Origin of the sequence: Stenotrophomonas maltophilia (assembly GCF_006974125.1) — a bacterium.
Taxonomy (GTDB): domain Bacteria; phylum Pseudomonadota; class Gammaproteobacteria; order Xanthomonadales; family Xanthomonadaceae; genus Stenotrophomonas; species Stenotrophomonas maltophilia_O.
The window spans coordinates 3,972,927-3,994,228 of the sequence record NZ_CP037858.1; the positions used below are offsets into that span (position 1 = coordinate 3,972,927).

23 protein-coding genes are annotated in these 21,302 nt (G+C 64.8%); 13 read left to right on the forward strand and 10 right to left on the reverse strand.

Annotated features, from left to right (window positions below; translation table 11 throughout):
• Window positions 1-433: 433 nt before the first annotated feature.
• A complete protein-coding gene (locus EZ304_RS18370; RefSeq protein ID WP_142807790.1) occupies window positions 434-1,357 on the reverse strand; it encodes a LysR family transcriptional regulator in 924 nt (307 codons plus the stop codon).
• A 96-nt stretch (window positions 1,358-1,453) separates the two neighbouring features.
• Here EZ304_RS18370 and EZ304_RS18375 point away from each other — a divergent pair, with 96 nt between their 5' ends.
• The gene (locus EZ304_RS18375) at window positions 1,454-2,293 is read left to right on the forward strand and encodes a type 1 glutamine amidotransferase domain-containing protein (RefSeq protein ID WP_142807791.1); all 840 of its coding nucleotides are present in this window, start codon (window positions 1,454-1,456) and stop codon (window positions 2,291-2,293) included.
• Between the two features lie 98 nt (window positions 2,294-2,391).
• A complete protein-coding gene (locus tag EZ304_RS18380) occupies window positions 2,392-3,129 on the forward strand; it encodes a hypothetical protein (RefSeq protein WP_142808125.1) in 738 nt (245 codons plus the stop codon).
• A 69-nt stretch (window positions 3,130-3,198) separates the two neighbouring features.
• On the opposite strand, the gene EZ304_RS18385 is transcribed toward EZ304_RS18380, so the two are convergent.
• From EZ304_RS18385 to EZ304_RS18395, 3 genes are all read right to left on the reverse strand, one after another.
• Window positions 3,199-5,082, reverse strand: a complete 1,884-nt coding sequence (locus EZ304_RS18385) for a DUF2075 domain-containing protein (RefSeq protein WP_142807792.1) — start codon at window positions 5,080-5,082, stop codon at window positions 3,199-3,201.
• Complete coding sequence (locus tag EZ304_RS18390; RefSeq protein ID WP_142807793.1) at window positions 5,079-5,453, reverse strand: nucleotide pyrophosphohydrolase; 375 nt, start codon at window positions 5,451-5,453, stop codon at window positions 5,079-5,081. Before EZ304_RS18390 ends, EZ304_RS18385 begins: the two co-directional genes overlap by 4 nt.
• 151 nt (window positions 5,454-5,604) lie before the next feature.
• Entirely contained in the window at window positions 5,605-6,984 is a 1,380-nt protein-coding gene (locus tag EZ304_RS18395; protein ID WP_142807794.1) for a M1 family metallopeptidase, read from the reverse strand.
• Window positions 6,985-7,120: 136 nt separating this feature from the next.
• On the opposite strand from EZ304_RS18395, the gene EZ304_RS18400 reads away from it, so the two are divergent.
• Together EZ304_RS18400 and EZ304_RS18405 are read left to right on the forward strand one after the other, a co-directional pair.
• Entirely contained in the window at window positions 7,121-7,630 is a 510-nt protein-coding gene (locus EZ304_RS18400; RefSeq protein WP_142807795.1) for a tetratricopeptide repeat protein, read from the forward strand.
• A 60-nt stretch (window positions 7,631-7,690) separates the two neighbouring features.
• Window positions 7,691-8,473: a 3-hydroxybutyrate dehydrogenase gene (locus tag EZ304_RS18405; RefSeq protein WP_142807796.1), complete on the forward strand. Its 783-nt coding sequence runs from the start codon at window positions 7,691-7,693 to the stop codon at window positions 8,471-8,473.
• Here EZ304_RS18405 and EZ304_RS18410 read toward each other — a convergent pair.
• Window positions 8,470-9,234, reverse strand: a complete 765-nt coding sequence (locus tag EZ304_RS18410) for a COG4705 family protein (RefSeq protein WP_142807797.1) — start codon at window positions 9,232-9,234, stop codon at window positions 8,470-8,472. The genes EZ304_RS18405 and EZ304_RS18410 overlap by 4 nt on opposite strands.
• A gap of 180 nt (window positions 9,235-9,414) precedes the next feature.
• Between EZ304_RS18410 and EZ304_RS18415 the strand changes: the two genes are divergently transcribed.
• Window positions 9,415-10,086 carry a hypothetical protein gene (locus tag EZ304_RS18415; protein ID WP_142807798.1) on the forward strand — a complete coding sequence of 224 codons (672 nt, stop codon included), beginning with the start codon at window positions 9,415-9,417 and terminating at the stop codon, window positions 10,084-10,086.
• Between the two features lie 43 nt (window positions 10,087-10,129).
• Here EZ304_RS18415 and EZ304_RS18420 read toward each other — a convergent pair whose 3' ends face one another.
• From EZ304_RS18420 to EZ304_RS18430, 3 genes are read right to left on the reverse strand one after another with little or no spacing between them, the layout of a single operon-like run.
• Window positions 10,130-10,588 (reverse strand): SRPBCC family protein, encoded by a 459-nt coding sequence (locus tag EZ304_RS18420; protein ID WP_026347174.1) that lies wholly within the window; start codon window positions 10,586-10,588, stop codon window positions 10,130-10,132.
• 2 nt (window positions 10,589-10,590) lie between these two features.
• The gene (locus EZ304_RS18425) at window positions 10,591-10,905 is read right to left on the reverse strand and encodes an ArsR/SmtB family transcription factor (protein ID WP_005416268.1); all 315 of its coding nucleotides are present in this window, start codon (window positions 10,903-10,905) and stop codon (window positions 10,591-10,593) included.
• 11 nt (window positions 10,906-10,916) lie between these two features.
• Window positions 10,917-11,372 (reverse strand): SRPBCC family protein, encoded by a 456-nt coding sequence (locus tag EZ304_RS18430; protein WP_142807799.1) that lies wholly within the window; start codon window positions 11,370-11,372, stop codon window positions 10,917-10,919.
• A gap of 165 nt (window positions 11,373-11,537) precedes the next feature.
• On the opposite strand from EZ304_RS18430, the gene EZ304_RS18435 reads away from it, so the two are divergent.
• On the forward strand, window positions 11,538-12,062 hold the full coding sequence (locus tag EZ304_RS18435) for a GNAT family N-acetyltransferase (protein ID WP_099552901.1): 525 nt from the start codon (window positions 11,538-11,540) through the stop codon (window positions 12,060-12,062).
• A gap of 26 nt (window positions 12,063-12,088) precedes the next feature.
• Here EZ304_RS18435 and EZ304_RS18440 read toward each other — a convergent pair whose 3' ends face one another.
• On the reverse strand, window positions 12,089-12,928 hold the full coding sequence (locus EZ304_RS18440) for an oxidoreductase (RefSeq protein WP_142807800.1): 840 nt from the start codon (window positions 12,926-12,928) through the stop codon (window positions 12,089-12,091).
• A gap of 102 nt (window positions 12,929-13,030) precedes the next feature.
• Between EZ304_RS18440 and EZ304_RS18445 the strand changes: the two genes are divergently transcribed.
• The 3 genes from EZ304_RS18445 to EZ304_RS18455 all read left to right on the forward strand — a co-directional run bounded on the left by EZ304_RS18445 (window position 13,031) and on the right by EZ304_RS18455 (window position 15,277).
• Entirely contained in the window at window positions 13,031-13,981 is a 951-nt protein-coding gene (locus EZ304_RS18445; protein ID WP_260678139.1) for an AraC family transcriptional regulator, read from the forward strand.
• Window positions 13,982-14,103: 122 nt separating this feature from the next.
• Window positions 14,104-14,691, forward strand: coding sequence for a TetR/AcrR family transcriptional regulator (locus EZ304_RS18450; protein ID WP_099552899.1), 588 nt, complete (start codon window positions 14,104-14,106; stop codon window positions 14,689-14,691).
• 91 nt (window positions 14,692-14,782) lie between these two features.
• Window positions 14,783-15,277 (forward strand): hypothetical protein, encoded by a 495-nt coding sequence (locus tag EZ304_RS18455; RefSeq protein WP_142807801.1) that lies wholly within the window; start codon window positions 14,783-14,785, stop codon window positions 15,275-15,277.
• Window positions 15,278-15,311: 34 nt separating this feature from the next.
• Here EZ304_RS18455 and ftrA read toward each other — a convergent pair whose 3' ends face one another.
• Window positions 15,312-16,313, reverse strand: a complete 1,002-nt coding sequence (ftrA, locus tag EZ304_RS18460) for a transcriptional regulator FtrA (RefSeq protein ID WP_142807802.1) — start codon at window positions 16,311-16,313, stop codon at window positions 15,312-15,314.
• 264 nt (window positions 16,314-16,577) lie between these two features.
• On the opposite strand from ftrA, the gene EZ304_RS18465 reads away from it, so the two are divergent.
• The 4 genes from EZ304_RS18465 to EZ304_RS18480 all read left to right on the forward strand — a co-directional run bounded on the left by EZ304_RS18465 (window position 16,578) and on the right by EZ304_RS18480 (window position 21,299).
• Complete coding sequence (locus EZ304_RS18465; RefSeq protein WP_142807803.1) at window positions 16,578-19,154, forward strand: TonB-dependent receptor plug domain-containing protein; 2,577 nt, start codon at window positions 16,578-16,580, stop codon at window positions 19,152-19,154.
• Between the two features lie 52 nt (window positions 19,155-19,206).
• Window positions 19,207-19,788, forward strand: a complete 582-nt coding sequence (gene msuE, locus EZ304_RS18470; RefSeq protein WP_099552895.1) for an FMN reductase — start codon at window positions 19,207-19,209, stop codon at window positions 19,786-19,788.
• A gap of 156 nt (window positions 19,789-19,944) precedes the next feature.
• A complete protein-coding gene (locus tag EZ304_RS18475; RefSeq protein ID WP_032960011.1) occupies window positions 19,945-20,307 on the forward strand; it encodes a DUF3088 family protein in 363 nt (120 codons plus the stop codon).
• A 14-nt stretch (window positions 20,308-20,321) separates the two neighbouring features.
• Window positions 20,322-21,299, forward strand: coding sequence for an MsnO8 family LLM class oxidoreductase (locus tag EZ304_RS18480; RefSeq protein WP_142807804.1), 978 nt, complete (start codon window positions 20,322-20,324; stop codon window positions 21,297-21,299).
• The last annotated feature ends 3 nt before the right edge of the window (window positions 21,300-21,302 follow it).

A 21,302-nucleotide genomic window follows, 5' to 3' on the forward strand; every position in this document is an offset into this window, starting at 1 on the left:
ACCGCCCGCCAGATAGGCCGACGGATTGCCCGCCGGCACCGGTTAAGGACGGTGCCGACGGGCAAGCGTAAACAACAGTCGTTGCTCATCGCGGGTTTGCAGACCCGGAGCCACCCGTTGTCGGTGGCACGTCATGGTGTTTACGCCGCCGCTTCGAATGCCAATAGAAATTCGCGAAGGAATCGCGGAACTCGAGAGCGAGGAACTATTGTTGCATGCGCCATTCGTGCAGCAGGCGACACCGCCAGACGTATTCGTGCAGCTGCTCTGTTGATTGCGATTCGAAACGACGCAATCGCCCGCGCCTCAAGCGAATAGCGCGACGGCCTTCTTTGCAACAGTTCTTAGTTCGCCTCGGCAGGCAACGGTGCCCGACCAGTCTCACGCCCCGCAAATCGGTTCAAACACGACACCGCTAGCGAGCATCCCAGCCTCAACCACCACCATCCCCAACCACCGTCGCATTCCCCACCAGCAACTCAATCATTGCCCGCGCCGCCGCCGATTGCCTCCGATGCGGCGCATAGATCACCGAGAATGGCCTTGACCGGCCCCGCAGCTGCGGCAGCACCTCCACCAACTGCCCACGCCGCAGTCGCTCCCGCACGATGAACTCGTAGCTCTGGCAGATGCCGATGCCCTGTTCGGCCAGCGACACCACGCCCAGCACATCGTCGGAGGTCTCGATGGACGAACGCGGCAGCCAGTCCACATCGCGTCCGTCGTCGCGGAAGATCCACGGCGCAAGTCGCCCGGTGCGCGGCATCACGAAGGGCAGGCACATGTGCTGCTCCAGATCCTCCAGCGTCTGCGGCGTGCCGCGGCGCCGCAGGTAGTCCGGTGCGGCCACCAGCACCAGCGGTGCGTCTTCCAGCTTTCGCGCGACCAGCCCGCTGTCCGGCAGCTGGCCCAGGCGGATGGCCAGGTCGAAGCCCTCGGCCACCAGGTCCACGTTGCGGTTGGTGATGTTCAGTTCCACCTGCACCTGCGGGTACTGCTGCGCAAAGCGCGCCAGCACGGGCGGCAGCCGGTAGTGGCCATAGGTGGTGGGCACGCTCAGGCGCACGCGGCCGGCCAGCGCACCGTCCTGGGCCAGTACGTCGCGCTCGGCGTCGTCCAGCAGGCCGAAGGCAGTGCGCACCTGTTCCAGATAGAGCCGCCCGGCGTCGGTCAGGCCCACGCGGCGGGTGGTCCGCTGCAGCAGCTGCCGGCCCAGCCGCGCTTCCAGACGGGTGACCGCGCGGCTCAGCACCGAGGGCGTGGTGGACAGCGCCACCGCGCCGGCCGTGAACGAGCCGTGCTCGACCACCGCCAGGAACACCTCCACATCGCCCAGGTAGTCGAACTTGCGGCTCATTTGGCTCTCCGGGGAACAGATGTTTTGCGATGGGGCCAATTTATCGCCGCTGGGGCGATGAATAAAGTGGCCGCCATTCCCCGATAGGAGTTCCCCATGAACCTGATGACCCGGCTGGCCGCAGCGCTGGCCCTGACCCTGGCCGCGACCGGCGCGCATGCCGCCAACGTGCTGGTGGTGCTGTCCGACGAAAACCACCTGGACCTGAAGGACGGCAAGGTGCTGTCCACCGGCTTCTATCTCAACGAGTTGATGCAGCCGGTCAAGCTGCTGCTGGACGCGGGCCACGAGGTGACCTTCGCCACGCCGCAGGGGCGGGCGCCGACGGTGGATGCATCCTCGGTGACGCCGGCGTACTTCGGCAACGATGCCGCGCAGCTGACGCTGCACAAGGAGCTGCTGGAGAAGCTGGCGCTGACCTCGCCGACGGCCTCGCCGGTGGTCAGCCTGGCGCGCATCGAGCAGCAGGGGTACGCGCGTTTCGATGCGGTCTACATTCCCGGTGGCCACGCGCCCATGCAGGACCTGCTGAAGAGCCCGGCGCTGGGCCGCTTGCTGGCCGACTTCCACCAGCGCAACAAGACCACCGCACTGGTCTGCCACGGGCCGATCGCGCTGCTGTCCACGTTGCCGGATGCGGCGGGGTTCGTGGCGAAGCTGGAAGCCGGTGCGACGCCGGCCACGCCGAAGTGGATCTACAGAGGCTACCAGATGACGGTGATCAGTAACCAGGAAGAAGAACAGGCCAAGCCGCTGCTGGGTGGCGGTGAGATGAAGTTCTACCCGCAGACGGCGCTGCAGCGGGCGGGGGCGACGTTCAGCAGCAACACCACGCCGTGGACCGGGCATGTGGTGGTGGACCGCGAGTTGATTACCGGGCAGAACCCGGCTTCGGCGCTGGAGGTGGGGCAGCGGTTGGTGGAGCGGTTGAAGTAGGGTGGGTTCTGCATCGCGTGCGGTGCCGTGGCACCATGGCGGACTGGCTTCGTCCTTCTGGACGGGGCCGGTTTTCCAGGGAAGCCCTTCACTACGACATGCGAACGTCCATCCGCTTCATTCTCTCCGCCCTCTGCCTGACCTTGCTGTCTGGCTGCGTCAGTGGGCCGGACTACCACCATTCCAGTCGCGAGATTACCGGCGCGTTCGTGGCCGACGACGGCAAGCTGTACCTGCTGCCGCGCTTTGAAGAGCCAATGCGCTTCAATGCCGCGCCGTTCCGTGATTACCGCGCCCTGATGGACAGCCCGCTGCGCGAGGCCGTGGTCTGCGCGCAGCTGTACTTCCGTGAGGACTGGCGCGTGCCGGCCGACAGGAGCAAGGTGCATGGCAGCTACGCGCTGCTGCTGCGGCCGGAGCAGGTGACGCCGGAACAGGCGACGCAGTTCAAGCTGGAGCGGTTGGAGATCAGCCCACGGGTGGCCAAGGCGATCGATCGGTTGACGCGCCGGCCGTACATCCTTGAAGCCCGTAGTCGCTACGAGCTGGCGGCCAACCCGGACTGCAATCTTTCCAAGCAGGGCGGCAGCTACTACAGCGCGCTGTTCGAGAGTGATGGCGAGCGGGTGAAGCTGCCGGATGCTGCTGCGCTGGCCGCGAAGGCGAAGCTGCCGCAGTCGATTACCGCGCGGGCTGAGCGGATTCGGCCGGACGATACGGACAAGCCGGGGGTTGGGACGGCGGCCGGGAAGGTGCTGGGCGCGGCGTTGATTCCTGTGGCGGTTCCGGTGTTTGTGTTGAGCCTGCCGTTCCTGGGGCCGGATCATTGGAAGTGATGGGGCGTTGAGAGAGAGCATCCGTGCGTGGCATGGATCTACCTCTGGTCAGCTGTCAGGTGGAGGCGATTACGCCTCTACTTCAACCGCCTGTTCGACGGCTGCCTGTCGCTGCAGTCGGGCTGCGAAATAGGCGGCAACTTGTGGATCTGTCGCGTAGACGTAGCAGCCCTTCATCCCTCGGGTCATCAAGGTGCGGTAGGTGTTCTTGATGATGGTGTCCGCAAGTTCGGCGGCATGGGCGGGATGGGACTTTGAGAGCTTCACGTACCCCAACATGGTCTTGTCGTGCCGAGCGCGCGCGCGTGGCACTGTCTTGAGGGCGCCGTTTTCCATGACGAGGTCCGGTCCGATGATTACCCCGATGTAGTCGACTTCCAGCCCCTGGCTGGTGTGGATGCAACCCACCTGGTCAATCGAGTCTGGGGAGACGATCCAAGGGATTTCAGCGTCGTTGAGGTTCCATTGCCGCTGATAGCTGCCGATGACAATATCCATCTCCTTATCGTTCTTCTTGCTTTTCCACGGCCAACAGTAGCCGGCTACGACGCGTGCACGGTTGGCGGTGTTCTTTGCTTCGATGGCGGCATGAAGCGCGGATGGGTCGTTGAAAATCTGGAAGTCGTAACTGATCTCGTCCAGCGTGGTGTTTGCGGTTGGGCGGATATGAAGCACGTCATCCAGCCATGCCAGATAGCCGTCCGAGCCTGCACAGCGGAACTGCGAAGACAGCGCGTATTCCTCTACGGTGGCACCACGGGCGACCGCAAATTCCCGAATGGCTTCCTTGGTGCCAATATCCTTGAGCGTGACCCGTTGGTCTTCATCAATGAAGAACACACTGCACCGGGCGGCATTGATCAGCTCCATGATCTGGTTATTGCCCTCGTTTCCGTAGAATCCGCCTTGCTCGGTAAGCCGGTGCGCTTCATCGACGATCAGAGCGTCAAAGTCGTTCTGAGGGGAATCGATGAACTGGCCGGAGCCGTCAAGAAGCTGGTGCAGATGTGCGTTGTCTTTTGATTTTCCGAGCGAGCGACTGTAGACCGCGCGTGGTGCGGCATTCTTCGAGACGTACCTGACGTTCAGGCCATTACGCAGCGTGGCAAGAAGATTCACGGCGACGACTGACTTGCCTGTGCCCGGACCGCCCTCAACGATGATGACACGAGGTTTTCCGTCAGCATGTGCTTGCGTGCATGCTGCCTTGGCGGCTTCGAACACGTGTTTCTGCTCGTCAAGCAAGGTAAAAGCGCTGTTTTCCGATAGCAGCCGATACACTTCGTCGGCGAGCACCTTGGAGGGACGGATGCGGCCGCTGTCCAGTTCGGCCAACACCGGGAGGCCATTGCCCTTGCTTGTGTATCGACTAATGAAGCTACGCATCCTCTCAAGTTCAGGCGTGCCCTTGAGGAAGAGTGGGGCGCGCTGGATGTAGGGCTGATAGTGCGGTGAGTTGATGACGCCATCTGGCTCGTACTCGTGCAAGTAGGCGCAAGGGTGCAGTTGGAGCCGTCCTTCATGGACGGCCTCGTTGAAGCCTTCCAGGAACGCTGCATAGGACCAGGCCTGATAGCTTGGATGGACGCGCAGGTTCCCGGCGTGCAACTCGATCATGGCGTCGCGACTGGACGGTTTGACGGCTGACCACTGCTTGAGTTCTACGATGATGACGTGTGGCGAACCATCTTCGGCATGCCCGGTCAGGACAACATCGATGCGCTTTCGCGATTGCGGAAGAATGAACTCCACTGCTACGCCGATGTCACCGGGGATGGAAGGGTCGTTCAGCGCACGCGCGACGTATCCCAGTGAGGCGCGCCAGGATTTTACTTCGGAATCGCTGACCTTGGTGTTGGTCGCTGCCTTGTAGCTGGCGAGGATGACCTGGTCGATCTCCTGATCGTTGCACTGACGAAGGAAGGTGTCCTTGTCTGCCTGATAGACGATCATGGCTGCACCAGCTTGTTGTACTTGGTGCTGACGCCACGCGAGAGGTCGACCGGGTACTTGGCGGCATTCATGGCCAGCTTGCTGCTGACGGCTTCATTCAGGTCGATGCCGAGCACGTCCGACAGCCGGATGAGGTACAGGGCTACATCGGCGATCTCATCGCGCACCGCCTTGGCGGTGGCTTCAGAGGACGCTGCCTTGAAGGAGTCGGCCTCCGTCATCCACTGGAATATTTCGTTCAGCTCTCCAACTTCACCAGAGAGGGCCATGACAAGGTTCTTGGGGGAGTGGAACTGCGCCCAATCACGGACTTCGGCAAATTCCTTGAGCGCTTGGGCAGCGCCCTGAACCTCGACAAGAGGGTGTTCCATGGCATGGCCTTATACGACACGATTTGGCCAATTCTACCCATCCCGACGGGGCGTAAGCGACATTTCGCTCTTGATATCCAGGCAAGCAGCAAGGGCGCCGATGGGCGCCCTTGTGGGTGGTGCGATCAGGCGACGGTTGGCCGCCGAGGTGTCAACCTTGGCACCTCTGCCTACCACCAGCTACACAGCTGGCCCGCCAATTCTCCCAGGCCTTGGCATCGATGCCGGCCTTCAATGCGATGCCTTGCAGCTCCGCCCAGCTCTTCGGCGACGGCGCGGCCAGCAGCCCGCGCATGAAGGCCTGCATCTTCGCTTCGCCCACTTGCTTCTCCAGCGAGAGCAACAGCAAGGGCGCATAGACGTAACGATACATCTCGCCCAGATCCGATTTGCCGTCGATGGCATCAATCGCGGGCAGCGGCTTGTCCTGCGTGTCGATGGCCGACTGCAGTCGCGCGATGTAGCGATCCGCCGCGGCATCGCCACTGATCTCGCGCAGCGCCTTGATCGACAGGAATTCGGCGCTGGATTCCAGCAGCACCCAGAAGTAGGGGCCCTGCGGACGGTTCAGCGTACCGAAGTAGTAGTGGCCCATTTCGTGCGCGACGTACTGCACGCGCCGCTCTGCCTTCTCGCCACCGGCCAGCAGCGAGTCGGCCACGTTGCCGATGCTGCCGCTCATGGCGATGGTGGGCCAGGTGGCAAAGCCCCACTCGCTGCCTTCGCGGTCGCGCTCGATCTGGTTGAGCGTGACCATGCGCAGGAAAGTGGGGCGGTCGGCCAGCGGTACGCCCATGTAGCGGCCGTGCACGTCGGCTACCTTCTGCACGGTGCTGGATAGTGCATCGACCTTGGCCGTGGGCAGGGTCTCATTGAGGATGGTGACCTGCGCGGTACGGGTGATCGGGCCGCTGCCACCGAACAGCAGGATCGGCCGCGCGTTGTCGCTGCGGAATCGCCCCTGCGCGCTTTCGATGGCCGGGCTGCCGTTGAGATACAGGAAGCGGCAGCCGGCGCAATCCACCTGCAGGTCGTAGCGGCTTTCGCTGCTGCGCACGCGCGCCATGGGGTCGAACGCCTGCGGCAACCATGCGGACTGTTCGGTGAAACGGGCGCTGTCGCCGTTGAAGGCCATCATGCCTTTGAAGTCGCCCAGGGCGTCGTGCTTCGGGTACAGCGGAAACGCGCCCACGTACTGCACGCAGAGCGTGGCGGCGGGCTCGGCCAGGGTGTAGACACGCGCCTCGCCGTCCACGCTCGGGTCGTACCAGCCATCGAACCCTACCGGCTTGCCGTCACCGTCGGTGACCCGCGCGACGTTCAGGCCGGCGTTGAGCACGAAGTGGGCTTGGGCGTTGGCGGGGGAATTGGATGCGCATACATCGCCATCTACGCGGCCGGTCGCGATATCCACCCGCACGCTGCCGGTGGTGAGCGGCGTGGCTGGCTGCGCGGGCAGGGCAGCCTGGCTGATGGCGGGGGAGAGCAGTGCGGCGACAACGGCGGGCAGCAGGGCCTTGCAGGGGTTCATCGAGCCATCCTTGGGTGGATTGCGTTGACTATAGGGCCAACAGCGATGGGTGCAGAGAGGCTTCAGGTCATCCGGCCTTGTGGGGCTGGCGGGATGCCCTGGCGTGGTGCAGGCATAATGCCAACGGGACGAAAGGATGCCCGCGAACAGGAAGGTCGCCTGCGCCATGACGGACATGCCAACCCAGCTCACGACCGACTTCGATGCGGTGCTCGACCGTGGTGACATTGCCGAGGCGCGGCGGCTGTTGGCCCCGCAGCTTGCACGCGGGTGTGCCGAAGCGTTGTTTCTCTCTTCTTCGATGCCTGCAGGGGAGGACGACGTACATGCCGATGCGGACAGCTTCGCAACCCTCAAGCAGGCGGCGGAGAAGGGCTATATCCCCGCGATCTACGCGGTAGGGCTGTGCCTGCTGACGGGTGACGGCGTTGAGCAGGACGTCACGCGGGCGGCCGCGCATTTTGAGCGGGCATCGAAGGCCGGCTATCCGTCTGCCATGTACGAGTTTGGGCTGGCGTTGTTCCATGGCAACGGTGTCGCCAGGGATGTGCCGCGTGCGGTGTCCCTGATCCGCGCTTCGGCGCAGGCTGGGGATGAGTACGCCAGGGAGTTTCTGCAGGCGCATTCATTGGACGTGGGCATGTAGGAGGTTGGGCGGCGGCAGGCGACGTTACACTGGCCATCTACCCCCGACGGAAGCTCGCGCATGTTCTCTGGAAAGGTTGCGGTGGTTACCGGCTCCACCAGCGGTATCGGTCTTGGCATCGCCACGGCGCTGGCGCGGCAGGGGGCCGATATCGTGCTGAATGGCTTCGGCGATGCGGCGGAGATCGAGCGCATCCGTACCGGACTGGAAGCCGAGTTCGGGGTGCGCGTGGCGCATGACGGCGCCGACCTGTCCATGGGCGAGGCGGTGCGCGGTCTGATCGCCCAAGCCGTCGCGACGATGGGTCGCATCGACATCCTGGTGAACAACGCGGGCATCCAGCACACAGCATCGATCGAGGAATTTCCTGTCGAGAAGTGGGATGCGATCCTGGCGCTGAATCTCTCGGCGGTGTTCCATGCAACGGCGGCGGCCTTGCCCCACATGAAACAGCAGGGCGCCGGCCGCATCATCAACATCGCATCAGTGCACGGGTTGGTGGGCTCGGTGAACAAGTCGGCCTATGTGGCGGCCAAGCATGGTGTGGTGGGGTTCACCAAGGTGACCGCGCTGGAGAATGCGGGCACTGGCAGCACCGCCAATGCGATCTGCCCGGGCTGGGTGCGGACGGCGCTGGTCGAGCAGCAGATCACCGCGTTGGCCGAGCGCGAAGGCACGGACCAGGAGACCGCCGCGCGTGCGCTGCTGGCTGAGAAGCAGCCGTCGTTGCAGTTTGTGACGCCCGAGCAGCTGGGCGAGATGGTGGTGTTCCTGGCCTCGGACGCGGCGGCGCAGATTACCGGCACGGCGCTGCCGGTGGATGGGGGCTGGACGGCGCGCTAGCTGGCTGGCTGCGCCTTACGCTGCAGCATCGGCAGTGCCACCAGCGTGGCGAGGAGGGTGAACAGCACCAGCGACGAGCCGACCGTGCCGAAGCCCAGGCCGCCCTTTTCCAGCGGTTTGGTGAGCAGGTCGCCGAAGGTGGCGCCGAACGGGCGGGTGAGCACGAAGGCGATCCAGAACAGGACGACCTGGTTGATGCCCTTGATGCGGCTGGCCAGTGCGGTGAGCGCGATGAGGCTGCCGATCAGCAGTGCGCCGCCGGTGAAGCCCAGCCCGGAATCGTCGGCCAGGAAGTCGCCCAGCGCGGTGCCGAGCGTGTTGGAGAACAGCACGGCGGTCCAGTAGAAGCCTTCGGCGCGGCGCGATGCGATGTTGCTGACCGAGATGGACTTTTCCGATAACCGCCAGGCCAGCAGCACCAGCGCCAGGCAGCCGGCCAGCAGGCTGGCACCGGTGGCGTAGCCCAGGCCGAGGGTGCGGTCGAGCAGGTCGGACATGGTGGTGCCTGCGGTGCTGGTGGCCAGCACCACCGACCAGAACAGCACCGGGTGGAAGCGCCGTGCAGACAGCTGGAGGGCCAACAAGCCGGCAAAGATCGCCAGCAGGATGGCCGAGCTGGCCACGTAGCCCAGGTTGAGCGTCATCGACAGCAGGTCGCCGGCGGTCTCGCCGAGGGTGGTGGCGGCGATCTTCATCACCCAGAAGCCGAGGGTGACCGCCGCCACTTTGCTGTGCAGGGACTCTGCGTCTGAAGCACTCATCGAACGTCGCCAGGGTTGCCTGTGGGCGATGCTGTGGCGGCGGGCGTCGTAACGTGGTCGGAACCGGGTTTGGTGAGGGTGAGCGTTGGGCGTGGCGTTCAGCCCGCGCTGGTCAGCCGATATGATAGGCAATCGTGTAAGCGATTCATCCGCACAGAATCACCGCTTCAGGAGTCAAGGATGTCCGACGTATCGCTAAGGTCCAGCATAATTGTTGCAGTTGTCTCTTCCGTACTCAGCTCTGTCCTGACTCTGGGGGGCGGTCTGATGCTGCAATCGTACATATCAGAGAAGAGCGAAGCTGAAAGATTCGCCGAAGGCGCCCAGCTTACCTTCCAGGAAACGGTAGTTCTCCTCAATGAAGGCTACTTGGCCTTGAAGCAGCTGCAATGGGCGACGGACGGAAAGGGATGGGAGGAAGTGAAAGACGGTCCTTGGCTGGATTACATGGAGTTCAACCGCCAATGGAATCAGAAGTTGATCGCACACTACTTTAAGATTGAGCGGTACTTTGGGACCGGTGCAGCAAAGAAGCTGGTTGATCTCAGTGGGGCGGCTGAGCCGAATGTGCTGGCGGCCGATGCCGAAAGCTATAGCTTCAAGGATCATGCGGACGCGATCGAGTACTCAATACGGCGCGCCACGATAAGCAGGATGGTCTTCGACAAGGAAAGCGCGAAGCTTCTTCAAGCTGAGTTAATTGATCATCTTGAAGATGATCGTCAGAACAGAGAGAAAATGTCGGATCTGATGGGGGCTTACCAGAAGAGCGTGGTTGGCTACAGCCGTGGATTGGATAGAACTCTCGATCAGTTGGGTGTTAAGCGCGTTGTGGCCAAATCGCATCAGTAGGCGTGGCGGGTGAATCACCAGAGGAAGGAATGTTTTTGCACGCTCAACTCGGCTTCGCAAACACATCCAGCCCCTTGCCCGTCTCCAACAACGACTTCAGGCTCGACAGCACGATCGGCCAGCCCTGGCGGATGCCGGTATCCATGCCGCTGCCCGGCTCCAGTTCGTCGTGGGTGACGGTCAGGCGCACCATGTCCTGGTAGGGCACGATGTCGAAGGTGACGCGGCTGTAGGCATCCGGGTTGTCGGCCTGCGAGGCGGCGGCCCAGGTAATGACCAGACGCGAGGGCGGGGTGCTTTCCACCACTTCGCCGACCAGCTCGACCGAGCGCGTTTCGTTGGCGCGCACATGCTGCCAGCGCGAACCGGGCTTCCAGTCCGAGACGTTTTCATGGCCCCAGTAGCGGCTGGCAATCTCGGGGCGGGTGATGGCCTCGAACACCTTCTGCGGTGTGGAGGCGATGTAGATCACGTGGATGAAGCGGGTGGTCTCTGCAGACATCGTCATTCTCCTTCCAGTTCTCGTTTCAGGTCATGCAGCAGGCTCAGGCGCTGCTGCTCGAACTTGCGTACCCAGCGCTCGTAGACTTCATGCAGTGGCACGGGGTTGATGAAGTGCAGCTTTTCTCGGCCACGGCGCACGGTGCTGATCAGATTGGCGTCTTCCAGCAGGCCCAGGTGCTGGGTGACCGATTGCCGGGCCATGTCCAGGTGCTCGCAGAGCTGGCCCAGGGTCTGGCCGTTGTCTTCGCAGAGCAGGTCCAGCAGCGTCCTGCGCGTGGGATCGGCCAGGGCCTTGAACACCTTGTCTGCATTCATGCGGGGGGTCTTCAGTTCCAGTTGTCGATCCTGACGTCGTGCGGGTTGGGCTGGCCCTTGCCGGTTTCCAGCAGGGCTTTGAGACTCATCAGGAACACCGCCCACTTGGTGCTGCAGTGGGAGGTGAACTCGACGCGCTCCTTCCAGCTTTCGTGGGTGAACAGCACGATGCAGTAGTCGCCTTCCTGTTTCAGTGCGAAACGCGCATGCGTGCCGATCCATTCGGCGGGGCCGGCGAGGAACTTCCAGAGCACGAGTTCGTCAGGAACGAGCTGTTCGAGCTGCATTTCCATGGCGCCGATTTCCTGGCCGTTGTTGGTGAAACGGACCTTGACCGTGCCACCGGTCTCGTGTTCGCCGTGGGTGTCTTCGGCCCACCAGGCGGCGACGCCTTCGGGGGTGGCCAGGGCCTGGTACACCTGGCTTGCAGGGGCCTTGATGCCGACCCGATGTGCGATATCCACCATTGCAGGTTCCTCGCGATGGGCAGGCAGGCGCCGCCCTTGGGATGGACTATATGCAGGTAAATACCTGCATGTCAAATCCGGCCCACGGACTTCCGGCCTTGGTAGTGCCGGCCGCTGGCCGGCATCCTCGTGGCAGTTGATTGACGCGTTGAAAGGAGTGCGCGCATGACTGAAACAGGAAAGGACACCTTGAACATCCGCCGCGCCAGCGTCGCCGATGCGCCTGCGGTGCTGGCATTGTTCGATGAGGTGATCGAATGGTTCGTGTCGATCGGCAATCTGCAGCAATGGGGCAGTGAACCGTGGTCGACGATGCCGCGCCGGATCACCCAGGTGACCGATGCGTGCGCGCTGCCGGGTGCATGGGTGGCGCAGGACCAGCAGGGCGGGGTGCACGCATTCCTGGCGCTGGGCGAGTCGATGCCCTACGTGCCTGCGCCCATCGGGCCGGAGCTGTATGTGCGGGTACTGGTGGCCTCGCGTGAGGTGCGCGTGCGTGGCATTGGCCGCCGCCTGATGGCATTTGCCGACGAGCAGGCACGCGCTGCCGGCCTCGATCATCTGCGCGTGGACTGCTACGGCGGAGGCAGCGGCGACCTGGTGCGCTTCTATGAGTCCTGCGGCTACACGCGCATCGCGCCGTTCAATGTGGACGGCTGGCCGGGGATGTTGCTGGCGCGAAAGCTCTGACGTGGTAGCGCGGCTACCGCTTGAACTCAGCCCGGGCCGTCGGTCGAACGGCTCAGCTGTTCCCACGCGTCGATGCTGCCGGCCATCGACGCCAGCTTCGCCCGCACCAGCTGCAGTGCATCGCTGCCCAGCAGCAGATGGGTGGGCGGTGCGTCGTTGTCGATGACCTGCAGCATGGCCTGCGCAGCCTTCACTGGATCACCGAGCTGGTGGCCACTCTTTGCCTCGCGCGCGCTGCGGATGGGATCGAACAATGCGTCGTAGTCATCAATGCTGCGCGGCGCCCGCGCCATCGAGCGGCCTGCCCAGTCGGTGCGGAATGAGCCCGGTGCGACGGCCGTGACGTGGATACCAAACGGCGCGACTTCCTTGCCAAGCACTTCGCTGATGCCCTCCAGCGCGAACTTGCTGCCGCAGTACCAGGCGATGCCCGGCATCGTGGTGAAACCGCCCATGGAGGTGATGTTGAGGATATGGCCGCGGCGCCGCGCGCGCATGTGCGGCAGCACCGCTTTGATCAGCGCGGCCGGAGCGAACACGTTTACTTCGAATTGCTGCCGCAGCTCGGCGAGCGTGGATTCTTCGAGGATGCCTTCGTGGCCGTAGCCAGCGTTGTTGACCAGCACGTCGATGCTGCCGATGTTGGTTTCGATATCGGCGACGAGTGCATTGATGGCGGCGGTATCGGTTACGTCCAGCAGGCGGCCGAATGCGCGGCCGGGCGCCAGCGCTTCGAACGCCTGGCGGGCGGTTTCGTTGCGCACGGTGCCGACTACGCGATGGCCGGCCAGCAGGGCCTGCTGGGCAAGGGCGCGGCCGAAGCCGCTGCTGACACCGGTGATGAGGAGAAGGCGGGAAGAGGTCATGAGGGAGCGTTCGTGGTGGGCAGGGCTTGCACGTTAGTGCTTGAACGACCGGGCACACAGGCCTAGGATTCGGCCATTCTTGCCTATTCCTCTGGAGTGCCCGTGCCGGTAGTCAACTCCCTGCAACGGCAGGTGCAGGCGCGCATGGTCGGCCTGCTGAAGACGCTGGCGGTGGAGGAGGGCTATACGCTCACGCCCCTGCCGGGGGTGCGGTTGCTGCGATCGGACCGGCCACTGGCGCGCACGCCGGTGTTGTACGACCCCGGCATCGTGATCGTCTGCCAAGGCGTGAAACGGGGTTATCTGGGCGGGCAGGTCTACCAGTACGACGCACAGCACTACCTGGCAGTGTCGGTGCCGGTACCGTTCACCATGGAAACCGATGCGTCGGCAGAGGTGCCGCTGCTGGCGATCTACCTGCATCTGGATCTGCAGCTGGCGGTGGATCTGCTGATCGAACTGGGCGAACAGGCAGGCACCTCGGAGACACCGGCGCAGAGCATGATGTCCAGCCCGATGCAGGCGCCGATGCAGGCCACGGTGCTGCGCCTGTTGGAGGCGCTGACCGACCCGTTGGAGGCTGCCGTGCTCGGCCCGGCGTTGGTGCGTGAGGTGTACTTCCGCGTGCTGACCGGCGCACAGGGCGGCGCGATGCGCGAGGCGCTGGCCATGCGCGGGCGCTTCGGCCGCATCGGCCGGGTGCTGAGAACAATCCATGCCGGATATGCCACCGCCCTGGGCGTGGGGCAACTGGCCACCGAAGCAGGCATGAGCGTGGCGACCTTCCACGACCACTTCCGCGCGATTACCGGCACGTCGCCGATGCAGTACGTGAAGTCGACCCGCCTGCACCAGGCACGGCTGCTGATGCTGCGGCAGGGGATGACTGCCGAAGCGGCAGCGCTGGCGGTGGGGTATGCCAGCCCGTCCCAGTTCAACCGTGAGTTCAAGCGCCTGTTCGCGTTGCCGCCGGCGGCCGAGGTGGCGCGGATGCGGCGCAGTTTCTCGCTGCCACCTCCGCCCGCCGATGCGGTGTACGTGTCTTCGCATTGAGGGGGCATTCGAAGGTCACTTTGCCAGCAAGCCGGCCTGCGGCCGTCTCTACCGGGGCGATGCCCGGCGGGTGCAGCAGAGAGTGGTTGACAGGCGATCTACCTACTAGTAGGTTAATTGCCATGAAAGAGTCGCTCTCGCCCAAGGCCCAGGAGATCCTGGCCCATGCTCGCTCGCTGCTGGAAGCCGGTGGTTACAACGGTTTCAGCTATGCCGACGTGTCGGCGCGGGTGAACATCAGCAAGGCCAGCATCCACCACCACTTCCCCAGCAAGGCGGACCTTGTGCGCACGGTGGTTGAACTGTACCGGGCCGAGGCGCGTGAAGGCCTGGCGCTGCTGGACCGGCAGCTGGGCGACCCGTTGCAGGAACTCAATGCCTATGTGGACTACTGGTCCAGCTGCATCGCGGGTGGTACGTCCTCGTTCTGCATCTGCGCGATGCTGGCCGCCGAAGCGCCGATGATTCCGGACGAAATTGCCGAGGAAGTGCGCGGCCATTTCGAGGACCTGAGCGGCTGGCTGGCGGTGACTCTGGAGAAGGGCGCTGCCATGGGCCAGCTGCAGTTGCAGGCCTCGGCGGCCGATGAGGCCAAGGCGTTCATGTCCTCGGTGCATGGCGCCATGCTGGCTGCGCGCGGTTTCGGTGATGCGGCCACGTTCGCGACGCTGGCCCGGCTGGCCATCGCGCGGGTGAGCGCAGCCGCCTGACGTTTGTGTGATGGGCCTGCGGATACGCGGGCCTTCTTTTTAGCCTATTAACCTACCTACTAGTAGGTTCAACTCATCAGCGGAGATACCGATGGCACATCCCCTTACCCTTCCCGGAGCGATCCATACCGCTATCAGCCTGGTGCCGATCCTGGCCGGCCTGTATGGCTTCATCCGCCACCGGGCGATCGATCCCGGCACGCGTTCGGGCAGGATCTATCTGGTTGGCCTGGTGCTATCGGTGGCGACCTCGTTCACCGTGTCCAGCACCGGTGGGCTCAATCCCGGCCATGCCTTCGGCGTGATCGTGCTGCTGGTGGCGTTCGGCGGTGTTCTGGCTTTGCGACTGCGTTTCCTCGGACGGCTGGCGGCCTACCTGTCGACCTTTGCGCTGTCTTTCAGCTTCCTGCTGTCGCTGGTGCCCGGCGTGAATGAAACGCTGACGCGGTTGCCGGTGGCACACCCGCTGGCGGCGGCGCCGATGGCACCGGTGGTGTTGCAGACCTTGCTCGGCTGCCTGGTAGTGTTCGTGATCGGGTTTGCCGGGCAGTGCTGGCGGATCCATCGGCGCACCACCCCGTTGTGAGCGACGCAGGCCCGCAGCACGACGTACTGCAGAATCAGCAGCCCACCAGCCGATCCGCGCCAATACCGCCGCGATGCTGGCTGCGGTACTCGGTAGGGCTCGCATCGACCTGACCACGGAAGTGCCGACGGAAGGATTCCTGCGAACCAAAGCCGGCCTGCTCGGCGATCCACTGCAGCGGCCGGTCGGTGGTTTCCAGCAGCTCACGCGCGAAAGCTACGCGCTCACGGATCAGCCAGTCGATCGGCGACAGGCCGGTGGCTTCCAGGAACTGCCGCTGCAGGGTGCGCTGGCTGAGCGCGGCCTGCTCGGCGAGGCTGCCAAGTGAGTGTGGCTCGCGCAGATTGCGGCGCATCCATTCCATCAGCTTTGCCAACCGCGTGGGCTCGCCGTTGGGTATGGCCCGGCTGACACGCTGGCTGCGTTCGGCATCACGCCACGGCGCCAGCACCAGCCGTTCGGCTACAAGGTTGGCCACGCGCGCGCCGTAGTCCTTGCGCACCATGTGCAGCATCATGTCCATGCCGGTGGCCGAGCCGGCCGAGGTGATGATGCTGCCGGTATCTACGTAGAGCACATCCTCGCGCACATCGATGCGCGGGAAGTCGCGCGCCAGCGCTTCAGTGAGGCGCCAGTGGGTGGTGGCCTGGCGGCCATCGAGCAGCCCTGCCCATGCCAGCACGAACGCACCGGAGCAGATCGAGGCGATGCGCGCGCCGCGTGCGTGGGCACGGATGAGTGCATCAAGCAGCGCCTGTGGCGGACGCTCGCTGGGTTCGCGCCAACCGGGGATGACGATGACGTTGGCATCATCGACGCTGCTGAGATCGTAGGGGAGTTGGACCTGCGTTCCACCGAGCATGCGCAGCGCACCCGGTTCACCCGCGCACAGCTGGGTGCGGTACCAGGCGACGCCGAGTTCCGGCCGCACCGGTGCGAACAGGCCTACCGCGCAGCCGAATTCGAACAGCCCCTGGCCGTGGCAGGCCACGATGGCAACGAGTGGCGCGGTGGGATCGGCAGGTGGGCTGGGCATGGCTTGATGCTACGGGTGGCGGTGCGCGGCGCTGAGTGGTGCGCGGGCATGAGGTGATGCCGGGCGGGCATATGGAAACCGGGGTCGGAGCCCTTTTCCTTTGAAAAGGGATCCGACCCCCATGCGTGTGGGCCACCTAACGTCATTACCAGCGGTCATGTGGGTGGCCGGATATGACGGTTGGGTGACGTGATCCCGCCTGTCGCACCAGGTGAACAGGCCCTTGAATGGAAGCGTGTTTCCGGCCCACTCCCACGAGCCCCCATGCCTGCCGCCCACGCCCCTGTCCTGAGTACTCTCGCCGTCCTGATCCCGGCTGTCCTCGCCGCCTCGCCCAGCCATGCGGCTGAAGCCAATGCAGATCCTGCTGCCACCGCCGCGACGGCCAACGTGGCAGCGTCCACGTTGGATGCCGTGGTGGTCACCGGCTCACGCACCAGCACGCGCACGGTGAAGAACAGTTCCACACCGATCGATGTGATTTCCGCAGAGGACCTTGCTGCGACCGGCCAGGGCAACCTGCTGGAAGCGCTGCAGCGCAGCCTGCCGTCGCTGAGCCAGATTGGCGGCTACCAGAGCGACCAGGAAAGCCTGATCCGCGGCTACCAGCTGCGCAACCTGTCACCGGGTTACACGCTGGTGCTGGTGAACGGAAAGCGCCGCAATGCCAGTGCCTACGTGAGCGGGGCCAACGGTGGTGGCTTTCCGGGGCACGCCTGGGCTGACCTCGCGCTGATTCCAGTGTCGGCCATCGACCATGTGGAAGTGCTGCGCGATGGCGCTTCGGCCATCTATGGCTCGGATGCGATCACCGGCGTGGTCAACGTGATCCTGAAATCGCAGGCACACGGTGGCGATGTGTCGGTGGAAAGCGGGCAGAGCACCGACGGCGATGGCTCGCGCACCAGCGTGCGCGCCAACGTGGGCCTGCCGTGGGGCCAGGATGGCTTCGTCAACCTGGCCGGCGAGACCACGCGGCAGCACCACGCGATCCGTACCCGCCGCTACATCGATGGCTATCTGAGCTATCCGGCGGTGGATGCCAACGGCAATCGGGTGGCGTTGCGGCCAAACAACCGGCTGCCGGCCGGCGCCTCGCCCAACCCGGCAGAAGCCAGTCGCAATGCCGAGGCCAACACGATTCTCAGTTCCCCGTCGTATGCGCTGAAGGCGTTTGCGGTGAACGTGGGCCATGGCCTGGGCGACAGCGCGCAGTTCTACGCCAATGCCACGGCCAGTGACCGTACCGCGCAGGCGATCCAGAACTTCCGCCTGCCGGCGACCATCTTCACCACCTACAAGGCGCCCGGTGTTCTGAGCGTGTTTCCCGATGGCTTCCTGCCGGTGCTGGAAACCAAGGAGAAGCAGTACACCGGCACTGCCGGTGTGAAAGGCCAGATCGCGGGCTGGGACTACGACGCCAGCCTGACCGGCAACCGCAGCACGGTACGTACCTATACCCGCAACTCGGTGAACTACTCGTTGCCGTACCCCGGCTCGCCCACGGATTTCTATGACGGCAAGCTGGACTACCAGCAGGGCATCGCCAACCTGGACCTGCGACGTGGCTTCGAGGTGGCGGCATTTGCTTCGCCGCTGGAAGTGAGCGCAGGCGCCGAATACCAGCATGAACAGTATGAGCGTGGGGCGGGGCAGTGGGAGTCGTACACCGGCTTTGGTGCTGCGGCCTTCGTCGGCTATTCCACTGCGGACGCGGTGAAGGCTACCCGCAACAGCAAGGCGGTGTACGTGGGTGCGGCCACCAACATCACCTCGCGCTGGTATCTGGATGCGGCCGCGCGCTGGGAAGACCATTCCGACTTCGGCAGTGTCTCCACCGGCCGCCTGACCACGCGCTTCGACTTCACCGATGCGCTGGGCGTGCGCGCCACGGTCAGCAACGGCTTCCACGCGCCCAGCCTGGGTGCGCAGTTCTACCAGGCCACTGGCAGCTGCCCGTGCGGCACCACGCTGGTGGCGCAGGTGTCTTCGCCGGCGGCGATCGCGCTGGGTGCCACGCCGCTGAAGCCGGAAAAGGCCACCAACTACAGCCTGGGCGTGACCTGGGACCCGAGCCCGGCGTTCCATCTGGCAGTGGATGCCTACCAGATCGACATCCGCGGCCAGCTGGGCCAGTCCAGCCAGATCGGCTACAACGCGCAGGATCCGGCGCGCGTCACCGACAACAGCGGCACGGTGCTGAGCGCGGCGCAGAAGAGCACCATCGATACGCTGCTGGGTACGGCCGGCATCAGCATCCTGCCGGGTGATGCCTTCTATGCCAGCTATTTCACCAACGTGGGCAACACCCGCACGCGCGGTGTCGAACTGACCCTGGAGGCGAGCCAGGAAACGTCGTGGGGCAAGCTGCGCTGGAGCTATGCGGCCAACGTCGGCCGTACCACCATCCAGAAGGTGAGCGACATTCCGGGGGCGCTGCAGGGGCTGCCGAACATCAACCTGCTGACCAAGTCCAGCGAGTACGCGCTGCGCTTCCGCACGCCCAGCTACACCCAGGTGGCCGGGCTGGGCTGGCAGAACGGACGCTGGCGCTCGAACCTGGACTTCACCTACTACGGCCCGATCAGGCGCCTGAACAACGGCGTGGAATACAAGCAGCCGCCGGTGCTGGTGACCAACCTGTCCGGTGGCGTGGAACTGGGTGCGGGCTGGAGCGCGGCGCTGGGCATCAACAACGTGTTCGACAAGCGCACCCGCAAGGTGCCCGAGTACGCGCGCAGTGCCACCGATGTGGCCAGCATCGAGACGACGTGGGATAGCGGCGATGTGTTGAGCAACGTCGGTGCGTACTGGTACGGGCGGGTCAGTTACCGGTTCTGAGGTTCACGCCAAAGACGGCCGGACGTAGTTCGGCATCATCGAGGAGCAGTTCATGTCTTCTGCATTGAAGGTGGTTGCAGTGGTGGGGTCGCCGACCAGTTCGGCGACATCGCGCACGTTGCTGCTGGTGCGGCACCTGCTGGCGTCGTTGCAGCAGCGGGTGCATGCCAGCGTGGAGCTGGTGGAGCTGGCGCCGATCGCGCGCTCGCTGGGCCAGTCATTGTCGCGCGGTGAGGTGGAACCGGCGGTGGAACAGGCGCTGCAGACCATCGAGGCCGCCGAACTGCTGGTGGTGGCCGCGCCGGTGCATCGCGGTTCGTATCCGGGGCTGTTCAAGCACCTGGTCGATTTCATCGAGCTGGAGGCGCTGGTGGATACACCGGTGCTGCTGGCGGCGACCGGTGGCAGCGAGCGCCATGCGCTGGTGATCGACCACCAGCTGCGGCCGTTGTTCAGTTTCCTGCAGGCGCACACGCTGCCGATCGGCGTGTATGCCACGCCGGCCGACTTCGATGGCGAGCACATCAACAGTGCAGCGTTGCAGGCCCGCATCGCGCTGGCGACCGAGCGTGCGGCCGGGCATCTGGCTACGCAGGCGCTGGCGGTAGCGGCGCCGCTGCGACGCATCGCCTGATGCCATAACCGGCGGCGCTTTGCATATGGCCAAGGCGCATCTGCGTGGCCGGATCTGACCGCCGATTGTCGCCTGGCAGCGCTATGGCAGCCGCTGGCATCTCTAGCATCGATATCGAAGCGGCATCGCATTGCCGGCACAGATGAGGACCACCCAGTGACGCTCGACGCAGCAAGCAAACCCATCCTGTTCCTGCTCGACCGCGAGTTCGAGGACGGCCAGATTCCCGGCCAGCGCTTCTTCTGCCGGCACAGCCTGTTGCTGGAAGGTGCGCTGTCGAGCATCGACGGCCTCGACGCGCAGCTGGATGTACGCCGCATCGGTTTCGCGCGGCCGCGCCGCGAGGTGATCGCCGAGATCGGCGAGCAGGACCAGTCGCTGCCGAAGCTGGTGCTGCCGCAGGGCGTGCGCAGCGACCTGGCCAGCGGCGCGCATCAGGACCGCCAGTACATCTCCGGTGCCGAGCCGATCCTGGCCGCACTGAACGGGTTGCTCGGCATTCCCGTGGCCCACCCCTGAGCGAGGACGCGACCATGAGTTATCAGATCAGCGTGCTGGACAAGAGCCCGGTGACCGAAGGTGCCTCGCCGGAGCAGGCGCTGCGCAACAGCCTGCAGCTGGCGCAGCGTGCCGAGCAGCTGGGCTACCACCGCTACTGGTTCGCCGAACACCACGCAGCCCCGACCTTGGCCAGCCCGGCGCCGGAAGTGCTGGCGGCCTGGGTGCTGGCGCAGACCCGGCGCATCCGCATCGGCAGCGGCGGGGTGATGCTGCGCCACTACGCGCCGTACAAGGTCGCGGAGAACTTCAACCTGCTGGCGGCGTTGGCGCCAGGGCGCGTGGACCTGGGCGTGGGCAAGGCACCCGGCGGCCTGCCGGCATCGACCGCGGCGCTGGCGGCTGGGCGCCCGGCGTTCGCCGACTTCGACCAGCAACTGCGCGACCTGGAGGGCTATCTGTCCGCTGCCGAAGCCGAGGCATTGGCGCGGCCGGTTCCGCAGCAGGCGCCGGAGCGCTTCCTGCTCGGTGCCAGCCCGCAGAGTGCGCAGCAGGCGGCCGAGTTGGGTTGGCGCTTCGTCTACGCCGCGCACTTCGATGGCGACCCGAAGCACATCGAGGCCGCGTTCGACGCCTACCGCAGCGTCTCCTCGCAGCCGCCGCTGCTGGCCACGGTGGCCTTCGCCGCGCCGACTGCCGAAGCAGCTGCGCGTCATATCGGTGCATTGCGGGTCTACAAGCTGCACCTCGGCCCCGGGCAGACGGTGAACCTGCCCAGCCCCGAGGCGGCTGCCGAGTACGCACGCCAGGTGGGCGTGGCCGACTTCCGCATCGAGGAAACACGCCCAAGCGTGTTGTCCGGTGATGCGCAGCACGTGCGTGACGAACTGGATGCGTTGCACCGGCGCTTCGGCGTGGGCGAGTTCATTCTCGATGCGCCCGTGGCCGACCTCGACGCGCGCCTGACATCCCTTGAACTGCTGTCGCCCGCGCCGCGCGCGGCGGTGGCCTGACCT

What these genes read in the sequence shown, in the direction of transcription:
- EZ304_RS18405 (WP_142807796.1), top strand. Translation starts at nt 7,691, where the DNA reads ATGTTCTCTGGAAAGGTTGCGGTGGTTACCGGCTCCACCAGCGGTATC.
- EZ304_RS18430 (WP_142807799.1), bottom strand. Translation starts at nt 11,372, where the DNA reads ATGGTGGATATCGCACATCGGGTCGGCATCAAGGCCCCTGCAAGCCAG.
- EZ304_RS18370 (WP_142807790.1), bottom strand. Translation starts at nt 1,357, where the DNA reads ATGAGCCGCAAGTTCGACTACCTGGGCGATGTGGAGGTGTTCCTGGCG.
- EZ304_RS18450 (WP_099552899.1), top strand. Translation starts at nt 14,104, where the DNA reads ATGAAAGAGTCGCTCTCGCCCAAGGCCCAGGAGATCCTGGCCCATGCT.
- ftrA (WP_142807802.1), bottom strand. Translation starts at nt 16,313, where the DNA reads ATGCCCAGCCCACCTGCCGATCCCACCGCGCCACTCGTTGCCATCGTG.
- EZ304_RS18465 (WP_142807803.1), top strand. Translation starts at nt 16,578, where the DNA reads ATGCCTGCCGCCCACGCCCCTGTCCTGAGTACTCTCGCCGTCCTGATC.
- EZ304_RS18380 (WP_142808125.1), top strand. Translation starts at nt 2,392, where the DNA reads ATGCGAACGTCCATCCGCTTCATTCTCTCCGCCCTCTGCCTGACCTTG.
- EZ304_RS18395 (WP_142807794.1), bottom strand. Translation starts at nt 6,984, where the DNA reads ATGAACCCCTGCAAGGCCCTGCTGCCCGCCGTTGTCGCCGCACTGCTC.
- EZ304_RS18420 (WP_026347174.1), bottom strand. Translation starts at nt 10,588, where the DNA reads ATGTCTGCAGAGACCACCCGCTTCATCCACGTGATCTACATCGCCTCC.
- EZ304_RS18375 (WP_142807791.1), top strand. Translation starts at nt 1,454, where the DNA reads ATGAACCTGATGACCCGGCTGGCCGCAGCGCTGGCCCTGACCCTGGCC.
- EZ304_RS18440 (WP_142807800.1), bottom strand. Translation starts at nt 12,928, where the DNA reads ATGACCTCTTCCCGCCTTCTCCTCATCACCGGTGTCAGCAGCGGCTTC.
- EZ304_RS18480 (WP_142807804.1), top strand. Translation starts at nt 20,322, where the DNA reads ATGAGTTATCAGATCAGCGTGCTGGACAAGAGCCCGGTGACCGAAGGT.
- EZ304_RS18415 (WP_142807798.1), top strand. Translation starts at nt 9,415, where the DNA reads ATGTCCGACGTATCGCTAAGGTCCAGCATAATTGTTGCAGTTGTCTCT.
- EZ304_RS18425 (WP_005416268.1), bottom strand. Translation starts at nt 10,905, where the DNA reads ATGAATGCAGACAAGGTGTTCAAGGCCCTGGCCGATCCCACGCGCAGG.
- EZ304_RS18400 (WP_142807795.1), top strand. Translation starts at nt 7,121, where the DNA reads ATGCCCGCGAACAGGAAGGTCGCCTGCGCCATGACGGACATGCCAACC.
- msuE (WP_099552895.1), top strand. Translation starts at nt 19,207, where the DNA reads ATGTCTTCTGCATTGAAGGTGGTTGCAGTGGTGGGGTCGCCGACCAGT.
- EZ304_RS18390 (WP_142807793.1), bottom strand. Translation starts at nt 5,453, where the DNA reads ATGGAACACCCTCTTGTCGAGGTTCAGGGCGCTGCCCAAGCGCTCAAG.
- EZ304_RS18410 (WP_142807797.1), bottom strand. Translation starts at nt 9,234, where the DNA reads ATGAGTGCTTCAGACGCAGAGTCCCTGCACAGCAAAGTGGCGGCGGTC.
- EZ304_RS18455 (WP_142807801.1), top strand. Translation starts at nt 14,783, where the DNA reads ATGGCACATCCCCTTACCCTTCCCGGAGCGATCCATACCGCTATCAGC.
- EZ304_RS18385 (WP_142807792.1), bottom strand. Translation starts at nt 5,082, where the DNA reads ATGATCGTCTATCAGGCAGACAAGGACACCTTCCTTCGTCAGTGCAAC.
- EZ304_RS18435 (WP_099552901.1), top strand. Translation starts at nt 11,538, where the DNA reads ATGACTGAAACAGGAAAGGACACCTTGAACATCCGCCGCGCCAGCGTC.